At 51.0% G+C, this 18,794-nt stretch carries 13 protein-coding genes and 1 tRNA gene; 9 read left to right on the plus strand and 5 right to left on the minus strand.

Annotated features, from left to right (window positions below; translation table 11 throughout):
- Position 1 precedes the first annotated feature (1 nt).
- Positions 2–373 carry an ArsR/SmtB family transcription factor gene (locus tag GGC63_RS09120; protein WP_079912410.1) on the minus strand — a complete coding sequence of 124 codons (372 nt, stop codon included), beginning with the start codon at positions 371–373 and terminating at the stop codon, positions 2–4.
- A 255-nt stretch (positions 374–628) separates the two neighbouring features.
- Entirely contained in the window at positions 629–937 is a 309-nt protein-coding gene (locus GGC63_RS09125; protein ID WP_192702020.1) for a hypothetical protein, read from the minus strand.
- Positions 938–1,185: 248 nt separating this feature from the next.
- Here GGC63_RS09125 and GGC63_RS09130 point away from each other — a divergent pair, with 248 nt between their 5' ends.
- The 5 genes from GGC63_RS09130 to GGC63_RS09150 all read left to right on the plus strand — a co-directional run bounded on the left by GGC63_RS09130 (position 1,186) and on the right by GGC63_RS09150 (position 8,404).
- Positions 1,186–2,808: a response regulator gene (locus GGC63_RS09130; RefSeq protein ID WP_192702021.1), complete on the plus strand. Its 1,623-nt coding sequence runs from the start codon at positions 1,186–1,188 to the stop codon at positions 2,806–2,808.
- Between the two features lie 140 nt (positions 2,809–2,948).
- Positions 2,949–3,848 (plus strand): sugar ABC transporter permease, encoded by a 900-nt coding sequence (locus tag GGC63_RS09135; RefSeq protein WP_318781009.1) that lies wholly within the window; start codon positions 2,949–2,951, stop codon positions 3,846–3,848.
- Positions 3,849–3,878: 30 nt separating this feature from the next.
- The gene (locus GGC63_RS09140) at positions 3,879–4,775 is read left to right on the plus strand and encodes a carbohydrate ABC transporter permease (protein ID WP_079912413.1); all 897 of its coding nucleotides are present in this window, start codon (positions 3,879–3,881) and stop codon (positions 4,773–4,775) included.
- 367 nt (positions 4,776–5,142) lie between these two features.
- Positions 5,143–6,933, plus strand: coding sequence for a sensor histidine kinase (locus GGC63_RS09145; protein WP_192702022.1), 1,791 nt, complete (start codon positions 5,143–5,145; stop codon positions 6,931–6,933).
- 82 nt (positions 6,934–7,015) lie between these two features.
- Positions 7,016–8,404, plus strand: coding sequence for an ABC transporter substrate-binding protein (locus GGC63_RS09150; RefSeq protein ID WP_192702023.1), 1,389 nt, complete (start codon positions 7,016–7,018; stop codon positions 8,402–8,404).
- A gap of 32 nt (positions 8,405–8,436) precedes the next feature.
- Here the strand turns inward: GGC63_RS09150 and GGC63_RS09155 are convergent, their stop codons facing one another.
- Positions 8,437–9,330, minus strand: coding sequence for an AraC family transcriptional regulator (locus GGC63_RS09155; protein ID WP_225948067.1), 894 nt, complete (start codon positions 9,328–9,330; stop codon positions 8,437–8,439).
- 130 nt (positions 9,331–9,460) lie between these two features.
- Between GGC63_RS09155 and GGC63_RS09160 the strand changes: the two genes are divergently transcribed.
- Both GGC63_RS09160 and GGC63_RS09165 read left to right on the plus strand, forming a co-directional pair.
- A complete protein-coding gene (locus GGC63_RS09160; RefSeq protein WP_192702024.1) occupies positions 9,461–12,508 on the plus strand; it encodes a glycoside hydrolase family 2 TIM barrel-domain containing protein in 3,048 nt (1,015 codons plus the stop codon).
- A gap of 265 nt (positions 12,509–12,773) precedes the next feature.
- A complete protein-coding gene (locus GGC63_RS09165; RefSeq protein WP_192702025.1) occupies positions 12,774–15,926 on the plus strand; it encodes an alpha-mannosidase in 3,153 nt (1,050 codons plus the stop codon).
- A gap of 121 nt (positions 15,927–16,047) precedes the next feature.
- On the opposite strand, the gene gluQRS is transcribed toward GGC63_RS09165, so the two are convergent.
- Both gluQRS and GGC63_RS09175 read right to left on the minus strand, forming a co-directional pair.
- Positions 16,048–17,013 carry a tRNA glutamyl-Q(34) synthetase GluQRS gene (gene gluQRS, locus GGC63_RS09170; protein ID WP_192702026.1) on the minus strand — a complete coding sequence of 322 codons (966 nt, stop codon included), beginning with the start codon at positions 17,011–17,013 and terminating at the stop codon, positions 16,048–16,050.
- Between the two features lie 108 nt (positions 17,014–17,121).
- Positions 17,122–17,198: transfer RNA gene (locus GGC63_RS09175), tRNA-Asp, on the minus strand.
- A 260-nt stretch (positions 17,199–17,458) separates the two neighbouring features.
- On the opposite strand from GGC63_RS09175, the gene GGC63_RS09180 reads away from it, so the two are divergent.
- Positions 17,459–17,947 carry a GyrI-like domain-containing protein gene (locus GGC63_RS09180; RefSeq protein ID WP_192702027.1) on the plus strand — a complete coding sequence of 163 codons (489 nt, stop codon included), beginning with the start codon at positions 17,459–17,461 and terminating at the stop codon, positions 17,945–17,947.
- 43 nt (positions 17,948–17,990) lie between these two features.
- Positions 17,991–18,761, plus strand: a complete 771-nt coding sequence (locus GGC63_RS09185) for an AAA family ATPase (protein ID WP_192702028.1) — start codon at positions 17,991–17,993, stop codon at positions 18,759–18,761.
- The last annotated feature ends 33 nt before the right edge of the window (positions 18,762–18,794 follow it).

Genomic DNA, 18,794 nt, shown 5'->3' on the forward strand with positions numbered 1-18,794 from the left:
GTCATTCCTCCTCATGATTTGAATGCTTTAATGATTGTTCCTTGCTCTGCAGTTCACGCAAGTAGTTATCCAGATTATCGAATCTTTCTTCCATGACGCGCCGGAAGGAATCCACCCAAGAATCCAAAGCTTGGAAGGGCTCAGGCCGCAGCTTGTAGATCCGGCGATTGGCTTCGGCCTTCACCTCCAAAATCCCGCTCTCGCTAAGCACCTTCAAATGCTTCGAGGCTTGGGGCTGGCGGAGTCCCAGTCGGTCGGCGATTTCTCCAACGGTCAGGGGACCGTCTCGCAGCAGCTCGACGATGTCCATCCGATTCGGCTCGGCTAAAGCGCTCAGCGTCTTCATGTTCATGTCCGGATGTTTCCCTGACATGTCGTTCACCTCGTTACATGATGGTCTGCCGGAATATCCCATCTCCTTTTTTATTAGGATCGACTTCTTATGGATTAAATATACCGTAAAGGGAATATTCCTGTCAAGGAATATTATTGGTGCAATGTTGCTTTTTTAGGGGATGGAGTGAACTATAGGGCTATTGAACATTTGTTAACAATGCCAATCAACAAAACAGGTCAACCAGAACCCCTGATTGACCTGTTAGTACGAAGCGTCTTAATCGCTCCCGCGCTATTCTTCCACTATATCTGCCCTCAAATCGCTTGCAACCTCCATCATTGTGGGGATCACCGCTTCATTGGTGCCGGATACATAAAGGTCCCCTTGATAATGACGGAAAGGAATCTTCGCATCGCCATAGCTCCACATGAAAAAGTCGCCCTCAATGGACATGCTGGTGGAGCCCTTCACCGTAAACACGGATGTATAGGCAAAATCAGGCTTGGCTGAAAAGTACTGCTTGCACTCTTCCAAGGTAATGGCTGACTCCGATGGGTTGTTGTCCTGCAAGGTTCTTGTAATACGATAGCGTTTATTCATGCTAAAGTGCCTCCATAGGTTTCGATTGCTATTTGTCCCATGACCCCTATTCTACCATGACGGTTTGAATTTCACTATTCCTGTCCGCAAGGCAGCGTTAGAACATTGGAAAAACCATTGCTTTGTCCCTGGACAAGAGTGAAATTACCGGCTGTAAAAAGGAGAGGAGGTTCATTATAATGTCATCCATATGGATAAACTGAAAGTAAATTCAATGTGTCTTGGTGTATAAGAGAGGTGTAGCAGCTTTGGAACCATTACTGCGCATGTGCGTTATTGATGATATTAAAACCATTGTGAACGGCATTGTTCATCATATTCCTTGGGAGGAGCATGGAATTCAGATTGTCGGCACGGCCTCGAATGGAGAAAAGGGGATTGAGCTGATCCGAACAACGAAGCCCCATTTGATCTTATCCGATATTCGCATGCCGAAGCTGGACGGGTTGGAAATGACCCGCTCGGTCGTTAAGCAAGGGGATTTGACCAAAATTATTTTTTTGAGCGGCTATACCGATTTTGACTATGCCCAGCAAGCGATCCGGTTAGGGGCGTTTGACTTCATCCAGAAGCCATTTACCCCTTCACAAATATTAGAGGTCGTCTTGAAAGCCAAGAAAGCGCTGGAGACGGAGCTTTCCGAGCTCGAACGGATGAAGGAAATGGAAAGTAAGGTTCGTGAGAGCATGCCGCTGCTCCGCCAGGAGTATTTTCGATTGCTGATGCGTTACCCGACAAGCCCGATTAGCGCAAGCAAACGATGGGATTTTTTGCAGATCCCGATTGCGAAGCAGCATTTTACCGTCATGCTCGTGGAGATTGATCATTTCACAGAGCGGAGCCAGTCCCTCCCGGTGAGTGAGGTGGAGCTAATCCGCTTTGCCATTCAAAATATAATGGAGGAAACGATCGCTACCTATACGACGGGGCTGGTGTTCCGGGAGGATGTGCATCAGTTTGCGGCGATTTTGAACCCTTCACCCACTGAGAAAATGGAAGTTATAGCGGAAAAATGCCGGGAGCATATCAGCCGCTACACCCGCGAAACCGTCTCTATCGGATTAGGCAGCGAGGTTCAGGAAATTCATGAAATCGCTCATTCGTATCAACAGGCCATAACCGCTCTGTCGTACAATTTTTATACCGGGGGGGACAGCGTCTACAGCTTCAGCAACGTTCCCGAGCATAATGGACTGTCTCCGAGGTATTCTACGGAAAAAGAAAAAGAGCTGCTGTATTGCATCCGTTTGGGCAACGAGCAGAAGGCTCTGCAAAGCCTGGACGAGTTTTTTCAGGAGAGCCAAGCGATGTCGATGTCAACTCCTCCGAATCCGGAATCGATGAAATCGGTGTACTTCGAGCTGACCTTTCTGATTAACAGGGTGCTGGCCGAGAAAGTCCCGCCTGAAGAAATGGCCGAGATGGAAGCTCTGATGCTGGATATGAAGAACGACCCTTCCATCAACCTTAGTGAGCTGCAGGAGCAGCTTAAACGGCTGTGCCGGGTAGGCTGCCAAAAAATCCGCAGGCAGCAGAGCAAAGAGGCGAGCCAGCAGGTAGATGAAGTGATTGCGTATATCCGGGAGCATCTGGACTTGAACCTTACAGTCGGGGAATATGCCAAAATGGTGTATTTGAGCGCCAGCTATTTTTCCAACCTGTTCAAGAAGGTGACCGGGATGACGGTTACGCAGTTCGTTACGATGGAACGGATGGAGCGGGCTAAGGAGCTGCTGTCGCAGGGCATGCAGGTACAGGAAATTTCCCTTGCGCTCGGCTACGAGGACAGACCGTATTTTACCGAGCTGTTCAAAAGGCATACCGGAATGACGCCGTCGGAGTTCAAGCAGCTGTATGGCCTTCCCAAGTAAGCCTTATGGACCTTGCAATGCATAGGGGCGGACGATCACAGTTGCATTATCCCCTCTCAAAAGTGAGTTTCTCTCTCCTTGAGCCTGCAATGTTTCTCTTATAGTTAAGAGGAAGAAAGTTCATAAGGAGAGGATCACGCGTGTCTAAGAGGTCATTAAGCTATTTCAATTCCTATGTGTTCATTATACCTAGTCTGGTGCTCACGCTGGTTCTCGGTATTTATCCGATACTGTGGGCGTTCCGGTTTATGTTCTACGATTATCAGGGTTACGGTGTCCCGAATTTTATCGGTATAGATAACTTTACCCGTGTAATGAAGGACGATCAGTTCTGGCAGTCAGTGTACAATACGTTCCTGTATGCTGCCGGCAAAATTGTGGTCACAGTCCCCTTATCCCTGATTTTGGCGGTTATTCTGAATCAGGCGCTGAAGGGCAGGCAGCTGCTTCGGGCCATTTATTTCATGCCGACGATCATCAGCGCATCGGTCATGTCCGTTGTTTTCGGGATTGTGTTTAATTCGTACAACGGGATCCTGAACCAATATTTAATGAAGCTTGGCATCATCTCCAAGCCGATTGAGTGGCTGGGGCCTGACCATGCCATGCTCACCGTCATTATTATTGCCATTTGGGGGGCGGTCGGGAACTATATGCTTCTGTTTATCGCAGGTCTGCAAAATATTCCGGACGATCTGTATGAAGCGGCCTCCATCGATGGAGCCAACTGGGTGCAAAAATTTTGGTTTATTACCGTTCCGATGCTCGGCCCTATCCTGCAAATGATTATGATGCTCGTCATCACGGTTTCTCTGAAAGGCTACGAGAACATTATGGTCTTGACGGAAGGCGGTCCTTTCGGCAAGACGGAAGTCATGTTCCTGTATGTGTATAAGCTCTTCTTCCCGGTTTCCACGACGAATGCGAACGTACAACAGATTGGTTACGGGAGTGCCGTAGGCTTTGTAACGGCGGTTATTGTAGGCATCATCACCCTGGTGTACTTTGCTGCCTCCCGCAGACTTAACAAGATGTACTAATCATTCTTCAGGAGAGAGGGGAATCAACCGATGAATACGAATGTATCTGCACCCGGCGGCTTGAATGCCGCTAACCAAACGAAACGGCAATTACGATTGTACAAATACATCTCTTTCACGATTTTATGGGTATTTTTGCTTGCCCTTGCGATTATGACCTTGTTCCCGGTAGTGGTGGCTATTCTGGGTTCTTTCAAAACGAACATGGAAGTGACGGTTGGAGCGACGCTGCTTCCAGAGAAATGGCATTTTTCCAACTACATTGAGGCTTGGAAAAAGGCGAACTTCGCCCTATTTACCTGGAACAGCGTGTTCGTCAGCGCAGCCGCTACCGTCGGGACTCTGCTGGTAACTTCCATGGCCGCCTATTCCGTTGACCGCGGAAATTTCCCGGGGAAAAAAGCGTACGTAGCGCTGCAGGCGAGCACCATGTTTATCTCGATCGGTGCGGTGGTTTTGCGCCCGCAGTTCGACTTGATGGTCGCACTGCACTTGAATCAATCGCTCTGGGGAGTTATTCTGATTCTCATAAGCGCGCATGCGACTGCCTTTTTCATGCTGATCGGCTTTTTCAAAGGGATTCCTAAGGACCTGGACGAGGCCGCCTATATTGACGGATGCAATTATTACACGGTATACTGGCGAATTATACTGCCGCTGCTAAAACCGGCCATTGGCGTAACGGCGTTATTCACTTTCCGGAATGCCTGGAACGAATATATTCTTCCTTTCGTATTCACCATGAGCAATCCGAAACTGCAGACCTTGACGGTCGGACTGACGAACCTGAAATATGGCGTCGGCGCAGCCGCCGAGTTGCAGCTGATGTTGGCCGGGGCGTGCATTTCGATCGTACCGATGCTCGTCGTCTATATCTTCGCGAACAAATCGTTTATGCAGGTGACGGCCGGCTCCCTAAAAGGATAAATGATTTCTAAACGAAAATAACCTCTAGCTCAGGCTAGGTTAGATTGTTGAGAAACCCTGTTTTGCGAGAACTATGCTATATGTGGAGGTGGGGTATGCCTCGGAGGAGTTTACGTCCGCCTTTGAAACCCGTGAAAATACCGCTAAATAGAATCACCTTTCACGGTTTCAACAGCGGCTGGAGGGGCATGTCCCACCGGAGTATATTGGCAATAGTTCAAGCTCTATAGGTTTCTAAACAGATTCACTCTAGCTCAGGCTAGAGTTATTTTCGTTTAGACAGGAAATCATGAAGAGAACGAATAGTGTCGGAGTGATAGGGACTTATCGATTTTGATTTTCATACAGCAGGCGGTGAAGCTAAGAGATGAATCGGTTTTTTTATCGCTCATCTTTGAAGAGAAGAATTTGGATTACCTGTATTTTCTTAACGGTGCTGTGCATCGCGGCTACGGGGATCATGTCGTACTACATTGCCTCCAAGGTAACGGAAAACAATGCGTTTCAGCTGAGTCAGAACACTTTGAACAAATCCGCTCAGGTGCTCGACGAACGGCTGAGGCATATTGTGGTATCGTCTTCGACGATAATGATCAGCGAGCCGTTCAAGCGGATGATGGAGGATTCCGCCATGCGTAACGTGGATAGCTATTACCAGCATTTATCCGCGCTGCAGTCTCCCTTCACGCAAATCAAGCTAAACGAGTCATCGATTGAGTCTGTACTGATCAGCACGCCCATCGGGGATTTTTACCCTACCAATGCGGTGCGTAATACGCAGATTCCGTTCAAGAGCACTTCGATGTACAACCTGTTAGAAGAGCGCAGCAGCCCTGCTGTCTGGATGGAAGGACATGAGGATACTCTGTTCACCGGACGCAGCCGCGTCATCTCCTTGCTGCTCAAGCCGTTTACCGAGGGCTCGGGCTCGGATGTGTATATTGTGATCAATGTGAAGGAAGAGGACATTAAGCAGGACATTTACCAAAATTTTAACAGCAAGGGAGCGGAGTTTCTCTTGCTTGGCAGCGAGGGACGGGAGGCAGTGCCGATGACCGCAGCCTCCTCTTCTCTAAGGAATGATCCCGGCTTCCTTAACCTGCTGGCGGACCAGAAGGTGGGGCATTTTGAATATACGATGGGTCAACCGCGCAATAAGCTGCTGGTCAACTATTCACGTCTGCGGCTGGTCGAGGATTGGACGCTGATCAGCCTGCAGTCGAAGTCGGAGCTGCTGAGCCAAATCACGTTAATCAAATGGTGGATTGTGCTGATTATGGGCGTGTGCGTGGTGATCGCGTTTGTGCTCTCCAATGTGCTGTCCGAACGGCTTCTTAGGCCTTTGTACAAGCTGCAGGGACTCATGCATAAGGTGGAGCGGGATAATGCGTTGGACGTTCGTTTTGAAAGCCAGTTCAACGACGAGGTCACCAAGGTCGGCCACAGCTTTAACCGGATGCTGACGGAACTGGCGGCCTTGATCGAAGAGGTGAAGCTGTCGGAGCAGGAGAAGAGGAAATCCGAAGTTAAGGCGCTGCAAGCCCAGATTGATCCGCATTTTCTATACAACACGTTAAATACGATTCTCTGGAAGTCCGAGACGGCCGAGCAGCAGGATGTAAGGGAAATGATCATTTCCCTCTCGAAGCTGTTCCAGCTCGGGTTAAACAACGGGAATGAAATGACGACATTGGAGAAGGAATTGGAGCATGTCAGACAGTACCTGGACATTCAGCAAAAATGTTACGAGGGTCTGTTTACTTATATTATCGAGCTGAAGAATCCGGAGCTGGCCCGGCTGCCCATGATCAAAATTCTTTTACAGCCCCTGGTGGAGAACAGTATTCTGCACGGCTTTCAGCAGATGGAGCAGGGCGGGTTTATTCATATCTGTATTGAACAGGAAGGCGGCTATGTGAAGCTAAGCGTAGAGGATAACGGGTGCGGAATGGATGCAGAGGAGGTCTATAGTCAGCTTACCTCTCCCGGCACGGCAAGGTCATCCTACGCATTATCCAATGTGTACAGCCGGCTTCAGCTGTATTACGGCTCCGAGGCGAGGCTGAAGCTTGCCAGCGAACCCATGGTACGCACGGTGGTTACGATATGGCTTCCACTCGATGGAAAAAAAGCGATTTCATCCTCTATGGATAGTTGATTTGTCCTTCCTGCGGTTCGTCCGGAATGAACTATAATAAACAAGCAAACCTGACTTTAACCTGCATGGGGGAGGATTTTAGATGAATAAGAAAGTGTACGTACCGGCCTTAAGCATGCTGCTGGCAGTATCGCTAAGCGCTTGCTCGACTCAGCCGGACAGTTCTTCTGCAACGAACAGCGGCGCCAAAACCGGAGGCAAAACCAAGCTGACGTATTGGACCAATGACCGTTCCGATGCCGACTATATTAAACAAGTGATTGCGAAATACAATGAAACGAACAAAGATAACGTAGAAGTTGAGATGACGGTAATGGCCGATAATTACGACCAGTCCGTAGATATCGCTTTTGCCAGCAAGCAGGCGCCTGACATTCTGCGTGTTGACTTTAACAAAGTGGTGCCTTGGGTAAAGAAAGGCTTCTTGACGCCGCTGGATCCTTATATGAGCGAGGATATGAAGAAGAAGTTCTCCAGCACGTTAATCGAGGAAAAGAACCTGTATGAAGGCAAGATTTACAGTCTGCCTAACGTAGGCCAGATGTGGCGTTTAATTTATAACGTCGATCTGTTCGAGAAAGCGGGTATTAAAGAACCGCCAAAAACGTTGAAGGAGCTGGTCGAAGTCTCCAAAAAGCTGACGGAAGCGGGTAAAAGCATCGGAGCTTACGGATTCGCGGGCAACTTCAAGAACACCTCGGCTATCGACCGAGTCGCTTATCCGATTGCAACGTTGAGCGGTACGGGAGTAGTCGAAGGATACAATCTGAAGACAGGACAATTTGACTTCGGCGCTTATAAAGAAATTGCAGAAGCTTTGCGCCAAATGAAGGTTGACGGCAGCATGCTGCCAGGTTCGGAAGGGCTGGATATCGACCCGCTGCGCGCGCAATTCGCTCAAGGCAAGATCGGTATGTACATTAACCACTCGGCGGAGCCGGCTGTATACAAGAGCCAATTCCCTGCCCAAATCAAATGGGCTGCCGCACAGGTTCCGACCATTGACGGTACGGTGAAGGGCGCTTCGCTGGTTAACGGGGGCGCGTACTTGTCCATCAGCAAGGATTCCGAGAATAAGGAAAAAGCTTGGAGATTCCTTGAGTACATGTACAGCGACGAGGTTCAATCCGGTTACCAGGAGAACGGCTTCGGCGTATCCATTCTGCCGCATATTACTGCTACGGCCAAGAAAGCTAATATTCCGGGTATCGAGGGCTTTAACCCTACGAAATATGACGCTCTCTATCCTGCGGCCCCTACGCTGATTATTGAAAGCAAGGTCGAAGGAATGAAGAAATCGGATGCGCTGACGAAATATATGATTCAAGGCGGAGACCTGGATCAAGTGATCAAAGATTTGAATACGCGATATAATGCGGCTCTGGACAAAGCGAAAGCTTCCGGAGACACGCAGGCCAAAGCAGACCCGAACTTCGATTCGGCCAAGCTGCAGGGCACTTTGGCGAAGTAAGCCGAGTCACGGAACAACCCTTGAAAATGGAATTATTCCTTTTTAAGGGTTGTTTTATTTTGAAGCTGAGCTGGCAAGCTTTTATGCTCCCGGTACTGGGAAGGGGTGACGCCGAACAACCGGCGGAATAGACGGGTGAAATAAACGGCCTCCATCCCGACATGCATGGCCGCCTGCTGAACCGTCATGTTCGGATTCTGCTCCAGCAGCTGAACTGCCGTCTGGAGACGCAGCTTCTGCAAATATTGAAGCGGTGTCGTACCCAGCGTTTCTTGAAATAATCGAGTAAGCTGCTTAGAAGAATAGCCGACATGAGCGGAGAGCTCAGCCATCCCCAGGTTCCGCTGCAGATGATCCTGTAAGAAGCGGGTAGCTGTGTGGACGACTGCATTACGATACCGCATCGGTTTGGGCAGGCTTGTACTTGGAGGGTTTCCTGCCGCGGCTGCCTGTTTCTTGACCTCAAGGCAAAAGGAGAAGAGCAGCTCCGCGGATTGCCAAGGATCATAGTCCGGTCCGGAGTGGCTCCAAATCGCATAGAGCAGTTCGTCCAAGCGAGTTATTTCCTGAAGCTGCATACGGGAAAACGTGGAACCGAACCCCCAATGAGACAAGGGTCCGGACTCTCTTTCCATGAACGTAACATAGCCCACGAGCCAAGGCTCGGCATCCTGCGGACGGTACTCATGAGGGAGCCCGCCAGGGATGTATAGCAGCGTACGGGGTGGTACAGTGTCCCATTTGTCCTCACCTGTCAAGCGAAAGAGGCCTGTCCCCGAGAAGGACAGCAGCAGCTGATTGGCGGAGAAGCCTTCCCAGCGGTTCATAGGCTTCTGTTCATCGGCACCAACGGTATAAACGGCAAAAGGGATCTCTCCCTCAAGTGAGGAGAACAAGCTGCTTCGAAGCTGTAAATGCTGGATCATATATACCTCTGAATGTCCATTTTGTACTAGATGTTGTCCGCTTTATGATCTTAGCGGCAGGGCGATACCTTTATATAATATAGGTAATTATATTGCTTTGACAATGAAATAAGAAAAGGAGCTCATCACTATGTCATTTGTGAACAAATATTGGGAAGACCCGAATGTCCTCCATGTTAATCGCAAGAAGGCGAGGTCCTACTATATCCCCTATTCCGGCAAGGAGGCTGCGAAAGCAGGCCAAAGGGGAAGATCGCCTTTTTATCAGACATTGAACGGCAGCTGGAAGTTTCAATACTATCCGAGTGTGACTCAGGTGCAGGATGGCTTTTATCAGGAGCAGGCTGACATTAGCGGCTGGGATGATCTGCTGGTGCCGTCCTGCTGGCAGGTGAACGGATACGACCAGCTTCAATATGTGAATGTCCGGTATCCGATTCCTGTGGACCCTCCATACGTTCCGGATAGGAATCCTGCAGGCGTATATGTCCGTGAATTCAATCTGAAGGAACAATGGGGTGAGAAGGACAAGTACATCGTGTTCGAAGGAGTCAACGCCTGCTTCTATTTATGGGTGAACGGCGTATTTGTCGGCTACAGCCAAGGCAGCCGGATTCCTTCGGAATTCGATATAAGCTCCCATGTGAAGCGCGGCCGCAACCGCATAGCCGTTATGGTGCTGAAATGGTGCGACGGCACTTATCTGGAGGATCAGGATTTGTGGCGGTATACAGGCATTTTCCGGGACGTGTACCTGCTGGCAAGGGATGCCTCGCACATTCGCGACGTATTCGTCAAGCAGCAATTAACGGAGGATCTCAGCCAAGCGGTTCTGCAGGTGGAGCTGGAAGCAACGGGAAGCGCGGAAGTGAAGCTGGAGCTTCAGGACGCTCAAGGCAAACCGGTGGTTGACGGCGTGACGATCGTTGATGGACGGGGCCGCGTGCAGTTAACCGTGGACAATCCGCAGCTGTGGAACGCGGAGCAGCCTTACTTGTATCAGCTGTACGTGTGCTCCGGTAAGGAAGTTCTTCGTTTTCCGGTCGGATTCCGGCGGATAGACATTGTGGACGGCGTATTTAAGATCAACAATCAGGCGATCAAGCTGAAGGGGGTCAATCGTCATGATTCCCACCCGGAGCTGGGGCAGACCATCCCTATAGCTCATATGATTCAGGATTTGCGTTTAATGAAGCGGCATAATGTAAATACGATCCGCGCCTCCCACTACCCGAACGATCCGCGGTTTCTTGAGCTCTGCAATGAGTTCGGTTTCTATGTTATCGATGAAGCTGATCTGGAATGCCATGGGATCGGAAGAGCGGAGGATTGGGCGGAAGGAGCTTTTCACAAATTGTCCGCTAATCCCGAGTGGAGAGCGGCTTTTGTAGAACGGGCCGAACGCATGGTGGAGCGCGACAAAAACCAGCCTTGCGTGATCATGTGGTCGATGGGGAACGAATCCGGGTATGCCGAAAATCATATGGCTATGGCAGAATGGACCCGCGGACGCGACAGCTCCAGACCGGTTCATTACGAAGGAGCGGCGCCGGTTTATAAAGGAAATCCGAATGTGGAATGTCTCGATCTGGAGAGCCGCATGTATGCTTCGGTAGATGATATTCGCGGGTATGCTGAGGATGAAAGCAATACGAAGCCGCTGTTCCTATGCGAGTACAGCCATGCGATGGGGAATGGCCCCGGGGATTTGAAGGACTATTGGGAAGTGATCTACCGCTATCCCAAATTAATGGGCGGCTGCGTGTGGGAATGGTGCGATCACGGCATCAAGACCGAGACGGCGGATCGCGTTCCGTTCTTTGCTTATGGCGGAGACTTCGGCGAGGTGCCGCATGACGGCAATTTCTGTATCGACGGTCTTGTCACACCCGATCGGACTCCTCATACGGGGCTGCTTGAGCTCAAGCAGGTGATCGCACCTATTCGAATCGAAGCGGATGATCTGAAGACAGGCTTAGTGAAGGTAACGAACCTGTATGATTTTGCAGATTTGTCGCATCTGGCTCTGCGGTGGAAGCTGGAGAAGGATGGAGAGATCATCCAGCAAGGAACCGTATGGGAGCTTACAGCTGCTCCGCATGCAGCACAAGTCTTGAAGCTTCCTTATGAAGTACCGGCGAATCAGGCAGGAAGGTTTTTCCTGACACTATCCTGCTGGCTCAAAGAGGAAACGCGTTGGGCGGAAGCAGGCTACGAGATCATGTTCGAGCAGTTCGAGCTTGAGCAGGATTCGATCGATGCTCCAATTGCGGGAGGCGACGGATGGGGTGCTTCCGATATTCAGGTACGGGAAGAAGCCGGAAGGCTTGTTGTGGAAGGCTTTGATTTCCGCCATGTATTCGACCTGAATGCCGGAGCTTTTGTTGAGATCAGCAAGCAAGGAGTTCCTATGCTCGCCGCTCCGACCCACTTCCAAATTTGGCGTGCTCCCATAGACAATGACATGTATATGAGGAAAAAGTGGCAGGACAAGGGGCTCGATGGGGCCAAGACCAAGGTATATCGTGCCGAATGGAAAGCTCAAGGATCCCAAGCGGTAGAAATTGCCGTCAGCTTTTCGCTGACGGGGTATAACCGTTATCCGTATCTGCATGGGGAAGCCAGCTGGATCATCGCTGGAACGGGAGCGATCGAGCTGGATGTGCAGGTGAAGGTTAGAGAAGATCTGGAGTTTCTACCCCGCTTTGGACTGCAGCTGACGATGCCTAAAGGGATGGAGCAAGTCGAATATTTCGGGAACGGACCTCATGAGAGCTATATAGACAAACGCCAGAGCGTGAAAAAAGGCCGTTATCAGCTAACGGTAGACGAGATGTTCGAGAATTACATTATGCCGCAGGAGAACGGCTCGCGGTTCGGAACGGAACGGGCGGTTGTCTCGAACGCACTCGGTATGGGTCTAGCTTTTCAGGCTTCTCAACCGTTCTCCTTCCAAGCGTCCCACTATACGCCGGAGGATCTAACGAAAGCGGAGCATACCTTCGAGCTGGTCAAAAGAAAGGAAACGATCGTCCATCTTGACTATAAAATGAGCGGGGTAGGGTCAGCCTCATGCGGACCTGAATTGCTCGAGCCATACCGTTTCAACGAGAAAGAATTTCAATATAAGCTTAAGGTGCAGCCAGTCTTTAAAGAGGACGGCTATGATGGGATTTGAAGAACGGTGTGAAAAAAGCGAATTCCTCCGCCACGGATAGTTGATTTGCCCTTCTTTCCTGGAATCGAGGCTGGTCTATAATAAAACCAGTACTTGTTAACGAAAGCAGCACAAAAAGGACAGTCCTAGAAAATGAACTTGATTCATTGGAAGGACTGTCGTTTTTTGACAATGCAGCGTTTATAGATTTAGCTTCGAAGCCATGGCCCCACTTTGTGGAGGTATTTTGTCATGGCAGATACCATCAAGGGAAGGGTGACAAGGCATGTTATGGACGAAGGAAAAGCTGGCCGCGCGAATTAAGGATATCGAGGGCTTCCGGTATCGTGAAAGCATACAGATCACCGGCATGAAGATGAAGCAGGACGAGGAGGGACGGATCGGTGCTTACCCGACTGAAGACGGCGAGTGGAAGGAGGTATCGATAGGCGATCGGTGGACAGGCCGGGACCTGTACAGGTGGCTCGCCTTCACAGCGGACGTTCCTGCAAGCTGGCAGGGAAAAAGAATCGTCGGCCGGTTCGATTTCGGCCGGACGGGCGGTGGCAACAACAGCGGCTTCGAATCGCTATTGTTCTTGAACGGCCAGCCGTATCAAGGAGTGGATTCCAATCACGAGGAAGTATTCCTGGCTCCGGAAACGGCGGGAACCAAAGTGAAATTTCAGTTTCGCCTTTGGTCAGGGCTGAACGGGTACGGCAAAGCCGAGCCTATCGAAAACCAGCTTCAACGCGCTGAGCTGAGCTGGCTGGACGAAACGGCGGACGATCTATATTATACGAGCCGGGCTGTGCTTGAAACGGTGGAGCAGCTCGAAGAAAACCGTCCGGAGCGCCATGAGCTTCTATCGGCTTTGGACCGCGCCTATCTGCTCATTGATTGGAGCGATCCAGGCTCAGAAGCGTTCTATGCTTCGCTGGCGGAAGCGCTGGGACTTTTGCGCTCGGAGCTCGATCGGATGCCCAATAACCATCCGGTTCATGTATACTGCATCGGACACACCCATATCGACGTGGCCTGGCTATGGCGCTTAAAGCATACGCGTGAGAAGGCGGCGAGGTCGTTTTCCACCGTCCTTAGATTAATGGAGCAGTATCCGGATTATGTGTTTCTGCAAACTCAGCCGCAGCTGTATGAGTATATGAAGCAGGATTACCCGGCCATTTATGAGCAAATCAAAAAGCGTGTGGCAGAGGGGCGTTGGGAAGCCGGAGGGGCGATGTGGCTTGAAGCGGACTGCAATCTGGCTTCGGGGGAATCGCTTGTGCGGCAGCTCTTGTACGGCACACGTTTCTTCCGCGATGAGTTCGGCGTAGAATGCCGCTACTTGTGGCTGCCCGATGTGTTCGGCTACAGCTGGGCGCTGCCGCAAATCCTGCGGAAATCCGGTATCGACATGTTCATGACGACCAAAATCAGCTGGAACCAATATAACCGGATGCCTCATGATACGTTCGTCTGGAGAGGCATCGACGGCAGCGAAGTGCTGACCCATTTCATTACGACGCCGGACCCGGGGACGAGCGAGGGAGCCTTTTACTACACTTATAACGGCAGCATCACTCCGGCTTCCATTCAAGGAATCTGGGACGGTTACCGGGATAAGGAAATCAATCAGGAGCTGCTGCTCTCTTACGGCTATGGAGACGGAGGCGGCGGGGTTAACCGCGAAATGCTGGAGATGCGCCGCAGGCTGGAGAGCATGCCGGGGCTTCCGCAAGCCAAGACGGGACGGGCTGATGAATATTTTGACCGGCTGAAGGAGGAGATAGCCCTCACGGACCGCTATGTTCATACGTGGAATGGCGAGCTGTATCTGGAGCTTCACCGCGGCACTTATACGAGCCAGGCCTACAACAAACGCGCAAACCGCAAGCTGGAGCTGTTGTACCGGGAGACGGAATGGATGTCCGTTTTGGGAAGCGGCCTGCAGTCCGTCTGGAGCCTCTATCCGCAGCAGAAGCTGTACGAAGGCTGGAAAATCATCCTGCGCAATCAGTTCCACGATATCATCCCGGGCTCTTCGATCGGCGAAGTGTATCAGGACAGCAGGGAGGAATACGCCGAAGCCTTTGCCATTGCCCGTCAGGCGTGGCAGGAAGCGGGAGAACGGCTTGTTGCAGGGGATGAAGGGGCGGAAGAGAAGCACTTCACTTTATTTAACAGTGCTTCTTGGCAGCGCAGCGATGTAGTCCGTATTGAAGCTCTGGCCGGAATGGAACAAGGAATATGGACGGATACCGAAGGGAATGCGCTCCAGGCTCAGCTTAGCGGCGGGCAATGGCATGTTTACGTGCCGGATATGCCGGCGATGGGGTATACAACGGTGAGATTCGCCGTGGCCTCGAGCAGTGATGCGAGCCAGCCTCGTCCGTTCTGTGTTACGGAGAGCGGGCTTAAGACACCATTCTATGAAATCGAGTGGAATGAGAAAGGGCAGCTGACAAGGCTGTACGATCTCGCGGCAGACCGCGAGGTATTGGCGAAGGACGCTCGCGCCAACGTGCTTCAAGTATTCGAGGATAAGCCCAAGGGGCGCCACGAGGCGTGGGACATCGATATTTTTTATCAGGAAAAAATGCGTGAGGTCGAGCAGCTGACGTTCGTGGAAGTGGAGGAGGCTGGACCGGTTCGCGCTGTAGTCCGGATGGAGTGGAAGTATCGAAGCTCCAGCATCTGCCAAAGGATGATCGTCTATGCCGCGCATCGGCGGATTGATTTTGAAACGAAGGTTGACTGGCACGAGCAGCGCCAGCTGCTGAAAGCGGCTTTCCCCGTCCAAATTCATGCTGCCGAGGCTACCTATGACATTCAATTCGGTAATGTAAAACGGCCGACACATTGGAATACAAGCTGGGATTATGCCAGATTCGAGTCGGTAGGGCATCAATGGGCGGATTTATCCGAGCGCAGCTATGGGGTCAGCTTATTGAACGATTGCAAATACGGCTATGATATCAAGGATAACGTGCTTCGCCTGTCGCTGATTAAGTCGGCGATGGTGCCGGACCCTAAGGCGGATCAGGGAGAGCATGAATTCATCTATTCGTTATACCCGCATGAGGGCGATTGGCTGCAGGGCGGCACCGTGCCATCCGCTTGGGCGTTGAACAATCCGGTGCAAGCGATTAGCGGCAAGCCGGAGAAGCCGCAATTTTCTCTCTTGGGACTATCTGCGGACCATGTGATGATCGATGCGGTGAAAAAGGCGGAGGATAGCAATGCCGTCATCGTGCGGATGCATGAATTCGCAGGGATGAGAGGCAAGGTAACGCTGACAAGCGATGCCCGTATTGCAGGCTGGCAGGAGACGGACTTGATGGAATGTCCTGTCGACGGGGTGCAGGAAGAGGGGACGATCTCGTTGGAGATCAGCCCTTATGAGATCAAATCGATTTTGCTCTATTTGAGGGATTAACCTTTGCATCAATGGAAGAAGCAGGCTGTCAGCATCGCTGACAGCCTTTTATATTCATGAGCGGATTTGCTTAATGAAAGTCTGTAGTTGTGTTCAATATGTAAGGCTATGTCAGGATCCCTTATCTGCTTCGAAGCCAACGAAGCTGTTCACCGCTGACCGGAATGAGCCGCTTGTTCAAACGCTTTGTATGGAAACGCGGGATTAGCGCTTGCGCCGGGACGGGCTCCAGATGGTCGAGCCAGCCTGCCAAATAGCCGATCAACCCGCTTAATCGCTCCGGTGCAACCCCTTCGGCACGCAGCGCTGTGAGAGACAGGCTTTTGTCCCGTTTGGAGAATCGGTTGCCATCCGCATCGACCAGCAGAGGAATATGTGAGAAACGCGGAGGCTTCCGGCCGAGCGCCCCGTACAAAGCAAGCTGTCTCGGCGTAGAGTCGAGCAGATCGCTTCCCCGCAGCACATCCGTAATCCCCATCGCTGCATCATCCACCGTTACGGCCAGCTGATAGCTGAACATCCCGTCGGCCCGCTTGACGACAAAATCCCTTAACGTTTCAGCTCCATACGTTTGCGTACCTGTGATGCCATCCACGAAGCTGATCGGGTCATCAGGCATCCTAAACCGAAGTGAAGGGGTTTTAACCGCCTCCTTCGCGCGTCGCTCCTCGTCCGTTAAATGGCGGCATAGGCCAGGGTATGCCTCCCCTTCTGAAGAGAGGCCATGCGGCGCGCTGGCAATTCGGGCCAGGTCCGCGCGGCTGCAATAGCACGGATAAGTAAGCCCATCCGCTTTCAGCCGATCCAGAGCCTTGTCATAGAGCAGCTCGCGGCGGCTCTGTTCATAGGGGCCGAAGGGACCGCCGATGCCAGGTCCTTCGTCCCAATCAAGGCCGAGCCATTGCAGATCCTCCTGCATCTGCTCCGCCAAGGCGGGGCGGGATCTTAGCTTGTCGATATCCTCAATCCGCAGCAGGAATTGTCCGCCGGCTTGGCGGATTTGCAGCCATGAACACAGCGCCGTGAAAGCATTTCCGATATGAAGCTGTCCAGAGGGGGTAGGGGCGAACCGTCCGCGTCGAAGCATATAGATCACACTCTCCTGGTAATGCTGACCTGGAATGCAAAAAAAGAGCAGCTAGGCCGCTCTATGCTTTCGATTGCTTATGTACCAATTGAAATCGGATGTGATAAATGGCGGAGCCGACGGGATTCGAACCCGCGGTCTCCTGCGTGACAGGCAGGCATGTTAGGCCTCTACACCACGGCTCCGCGTTGCAAACCAGTGTTCTTAGTACAAATAGTATACTATCATGAAGCCGTGCCGTCTGACAAGCTATTTAGGAAAATTTCTACAGCTGCATCATTCCCTTTTGCGGCCTGTATCGGATCATTAGAAGATAAATAGGGCTCGCAGCCTTTTTCATAACAGAGGATTTTACTTGTAATAAGAACTTATGTTTGGTAAAATAGGGATAACTTACAAATAATAGGGATTTTAAGCGAATCTTTCATGTGGGAGCGATTGAGCGATGGAACCTGTTTTGGTTAAGAAAGAACGATTGGTGATCGTTGGTTTCCAGCAGCGTGTGCTTCCCTACGATAACGCGATTCCGCAATTGTACGGTCAATGGGCGGAGCGGGCTAACGAGGTTGATCAGGTGATCCCTGGACGAACCTTCGGTGTGGAACTGGTACCATCAGGTTCAACAAGGGAAGACGGTTTTGAGTTCGTAGCGGGAGCCAAAGTCATGACGGAGAGCTTGGTTATACCTGAGGGAATGATTACATTTGTTGCGGAAGCGGGAAGCTATGCCGTTTTTACATACAGAGGAACATTAGGTTTTATTCGGACCTTTATCGACCGCATATATAGGGATTGGTTGTCCCCCAAGTGGAGCGTTCGGGCAGGGTATCATATGGAAGTCTATGATGAGAGGTTCCTGGGACCTTTCAACGAAGAATCGATAGTGGAAATCTGGGTCCCTGTCACCGTTAACGAAGCGGCCTCTATAGCCTGACCTATATGGCATTACCAGAATTGCAGCGGAGATGATGCGGCGAATGAAACCAATAACCCGAGAACCTTATTTGAGACGGATAGAGTTGATAAGGGAAAGTGTTCCTTCCTTTGATCATTATCCATTTCATCTAGGCTCTATTCAACGATTGCATACGTTATCTTTTCATCCCAAAGTGACCTACATTATCGGCGAGAACGGAATGGGCAAATCGACATTAATGGAATCCATTGCCGTTGCCTGGGGCTTCAATCCGGAGGGCGGCACGAAAAATTTTACATTTTCAACGCAAGCCACCCATTCGAATTTGCACGAGCATATTCGGATAGTCAGCGGGGGACGTAAGCCGCGGGACGGATTCTTTTTCCGTGCCGAGAGCTATTATAACCTGGCTACTCATATCGAGGAGCTGGATAACGAATTCTCTTTCGGGCCGCCGATCAAAAACTCCTATGGTGGGAAGTCGCTGCATGAGCAGTCCCACGGAGAATCCTTCTTCGCCGCATTCCTGCATCGATTTGGAGGACAAGGCTTGTACATTCTGGACGAGCCAGAAGCAGCCCTGTCCCCGTTCCGGCAGATGGCGATGCTATCGCGTATTCATGAGCTGGTCGGGCAGAGCTCCCAGTTCATTATCTCCACGCATTCTCCAATATTAATGGCGTACCCCGACTCCATTATTTATTATTTGACGCCGGAGGGAATTGAGGAGCGGCGGTTGGAAGAGACCGATCACTTTATTATCATGAAGCAGTTTCTCAATAACAAGGACCGGATGATCGATGAGCTTTTTAATGGCTACGGCGAGGAGTAAATCGGCTGATTTAGCCTGAGACAGACCATTGGT

This window comes from Paenibacillus sp. OAS669, from assembly GCF_014873645.1.
In the GTDB taxonomy this organism is placed as follows: Bacteria; Bacillota; Bacilli; order Paenibacillales; family NBRC-103111; genus Paenibacillus_S; species Paenibacillus_S vulneris.

Coding starts and splice junctions, on each gene's coding strand:
- GGC63_RS09180 (WP_192702027.1), top strand. CDS start 17,459: ATGGAACCTGTTTTGGTTAAGAAAGAACGATTGGTGATCGTTGGTTTC.
- GGC63_RS09155 (WP_225948067.1), bottom strand. CDS start 9,330: ATGATCCAGCATTTACAGCTTCGAAGCAGCTTGTTCTCCTCACTTGAG.
- GGC63_RS09120 (WP_079912410.1), bottom strand. CDS start 373: ATGTCAGGGAAACATCCGGACATGAACATGAAGACGCTGAGCGCTTTA.
- GGC63_RS09125 (WP_192702020.1), bottom strand. CDS start 937: ATGAATAAACGCTATCGTATTACAAGAACCTTGCAGGACAACAACCCA.
- GGC63_RS09165 (WP_192702025.1), top strand. CDS start 12,774: ATGTTATGGACGAAGGAAAAGCTGGCCGCGCGAATTAAGGATATCGAG.
- gluQRS (WP_192702026.1), bottom strand. CDS start 17,013: ATGCTTCGACGCGGACGGTTCGCCCCTACCCCCTCTGGACAGCTTCAT.
- GGC63_RS09160 (WP_192702024.1), top strand. CDS start 9,461: ATGTCATTTGTGAACAAATATTGGGAAGACCCGAATGTCCTCCATGTT.
- GGC63_RS09150 (WP_192702023.1), top strand. CDS start 7,016: ATGAATAAGAAAGTGTACGTACCGGCCTTAAGCATGCTGCTGGCAGTA.
- GGC63_RS09140 (WP_079912413.1), top strand. CDS start 3,879: ATGAATACGAATGTATCTGCACCCGGCGGCTTGAATGCCGCTAACCAA.
- GGC63_RS09145 (WP_192702022.1), top strand. CDS start 5,143: ATGAATCGGTTTTTTTATCGCTCATCTTTGAAGAGAAGAATTTGGATT.
- GGC63_RS09185 (WP_192702028.1), top strand. CDS start 17,991: ATGAAACCAATAACCCGAGAACCTTATTTGAGACGGATAGAGTTGATA.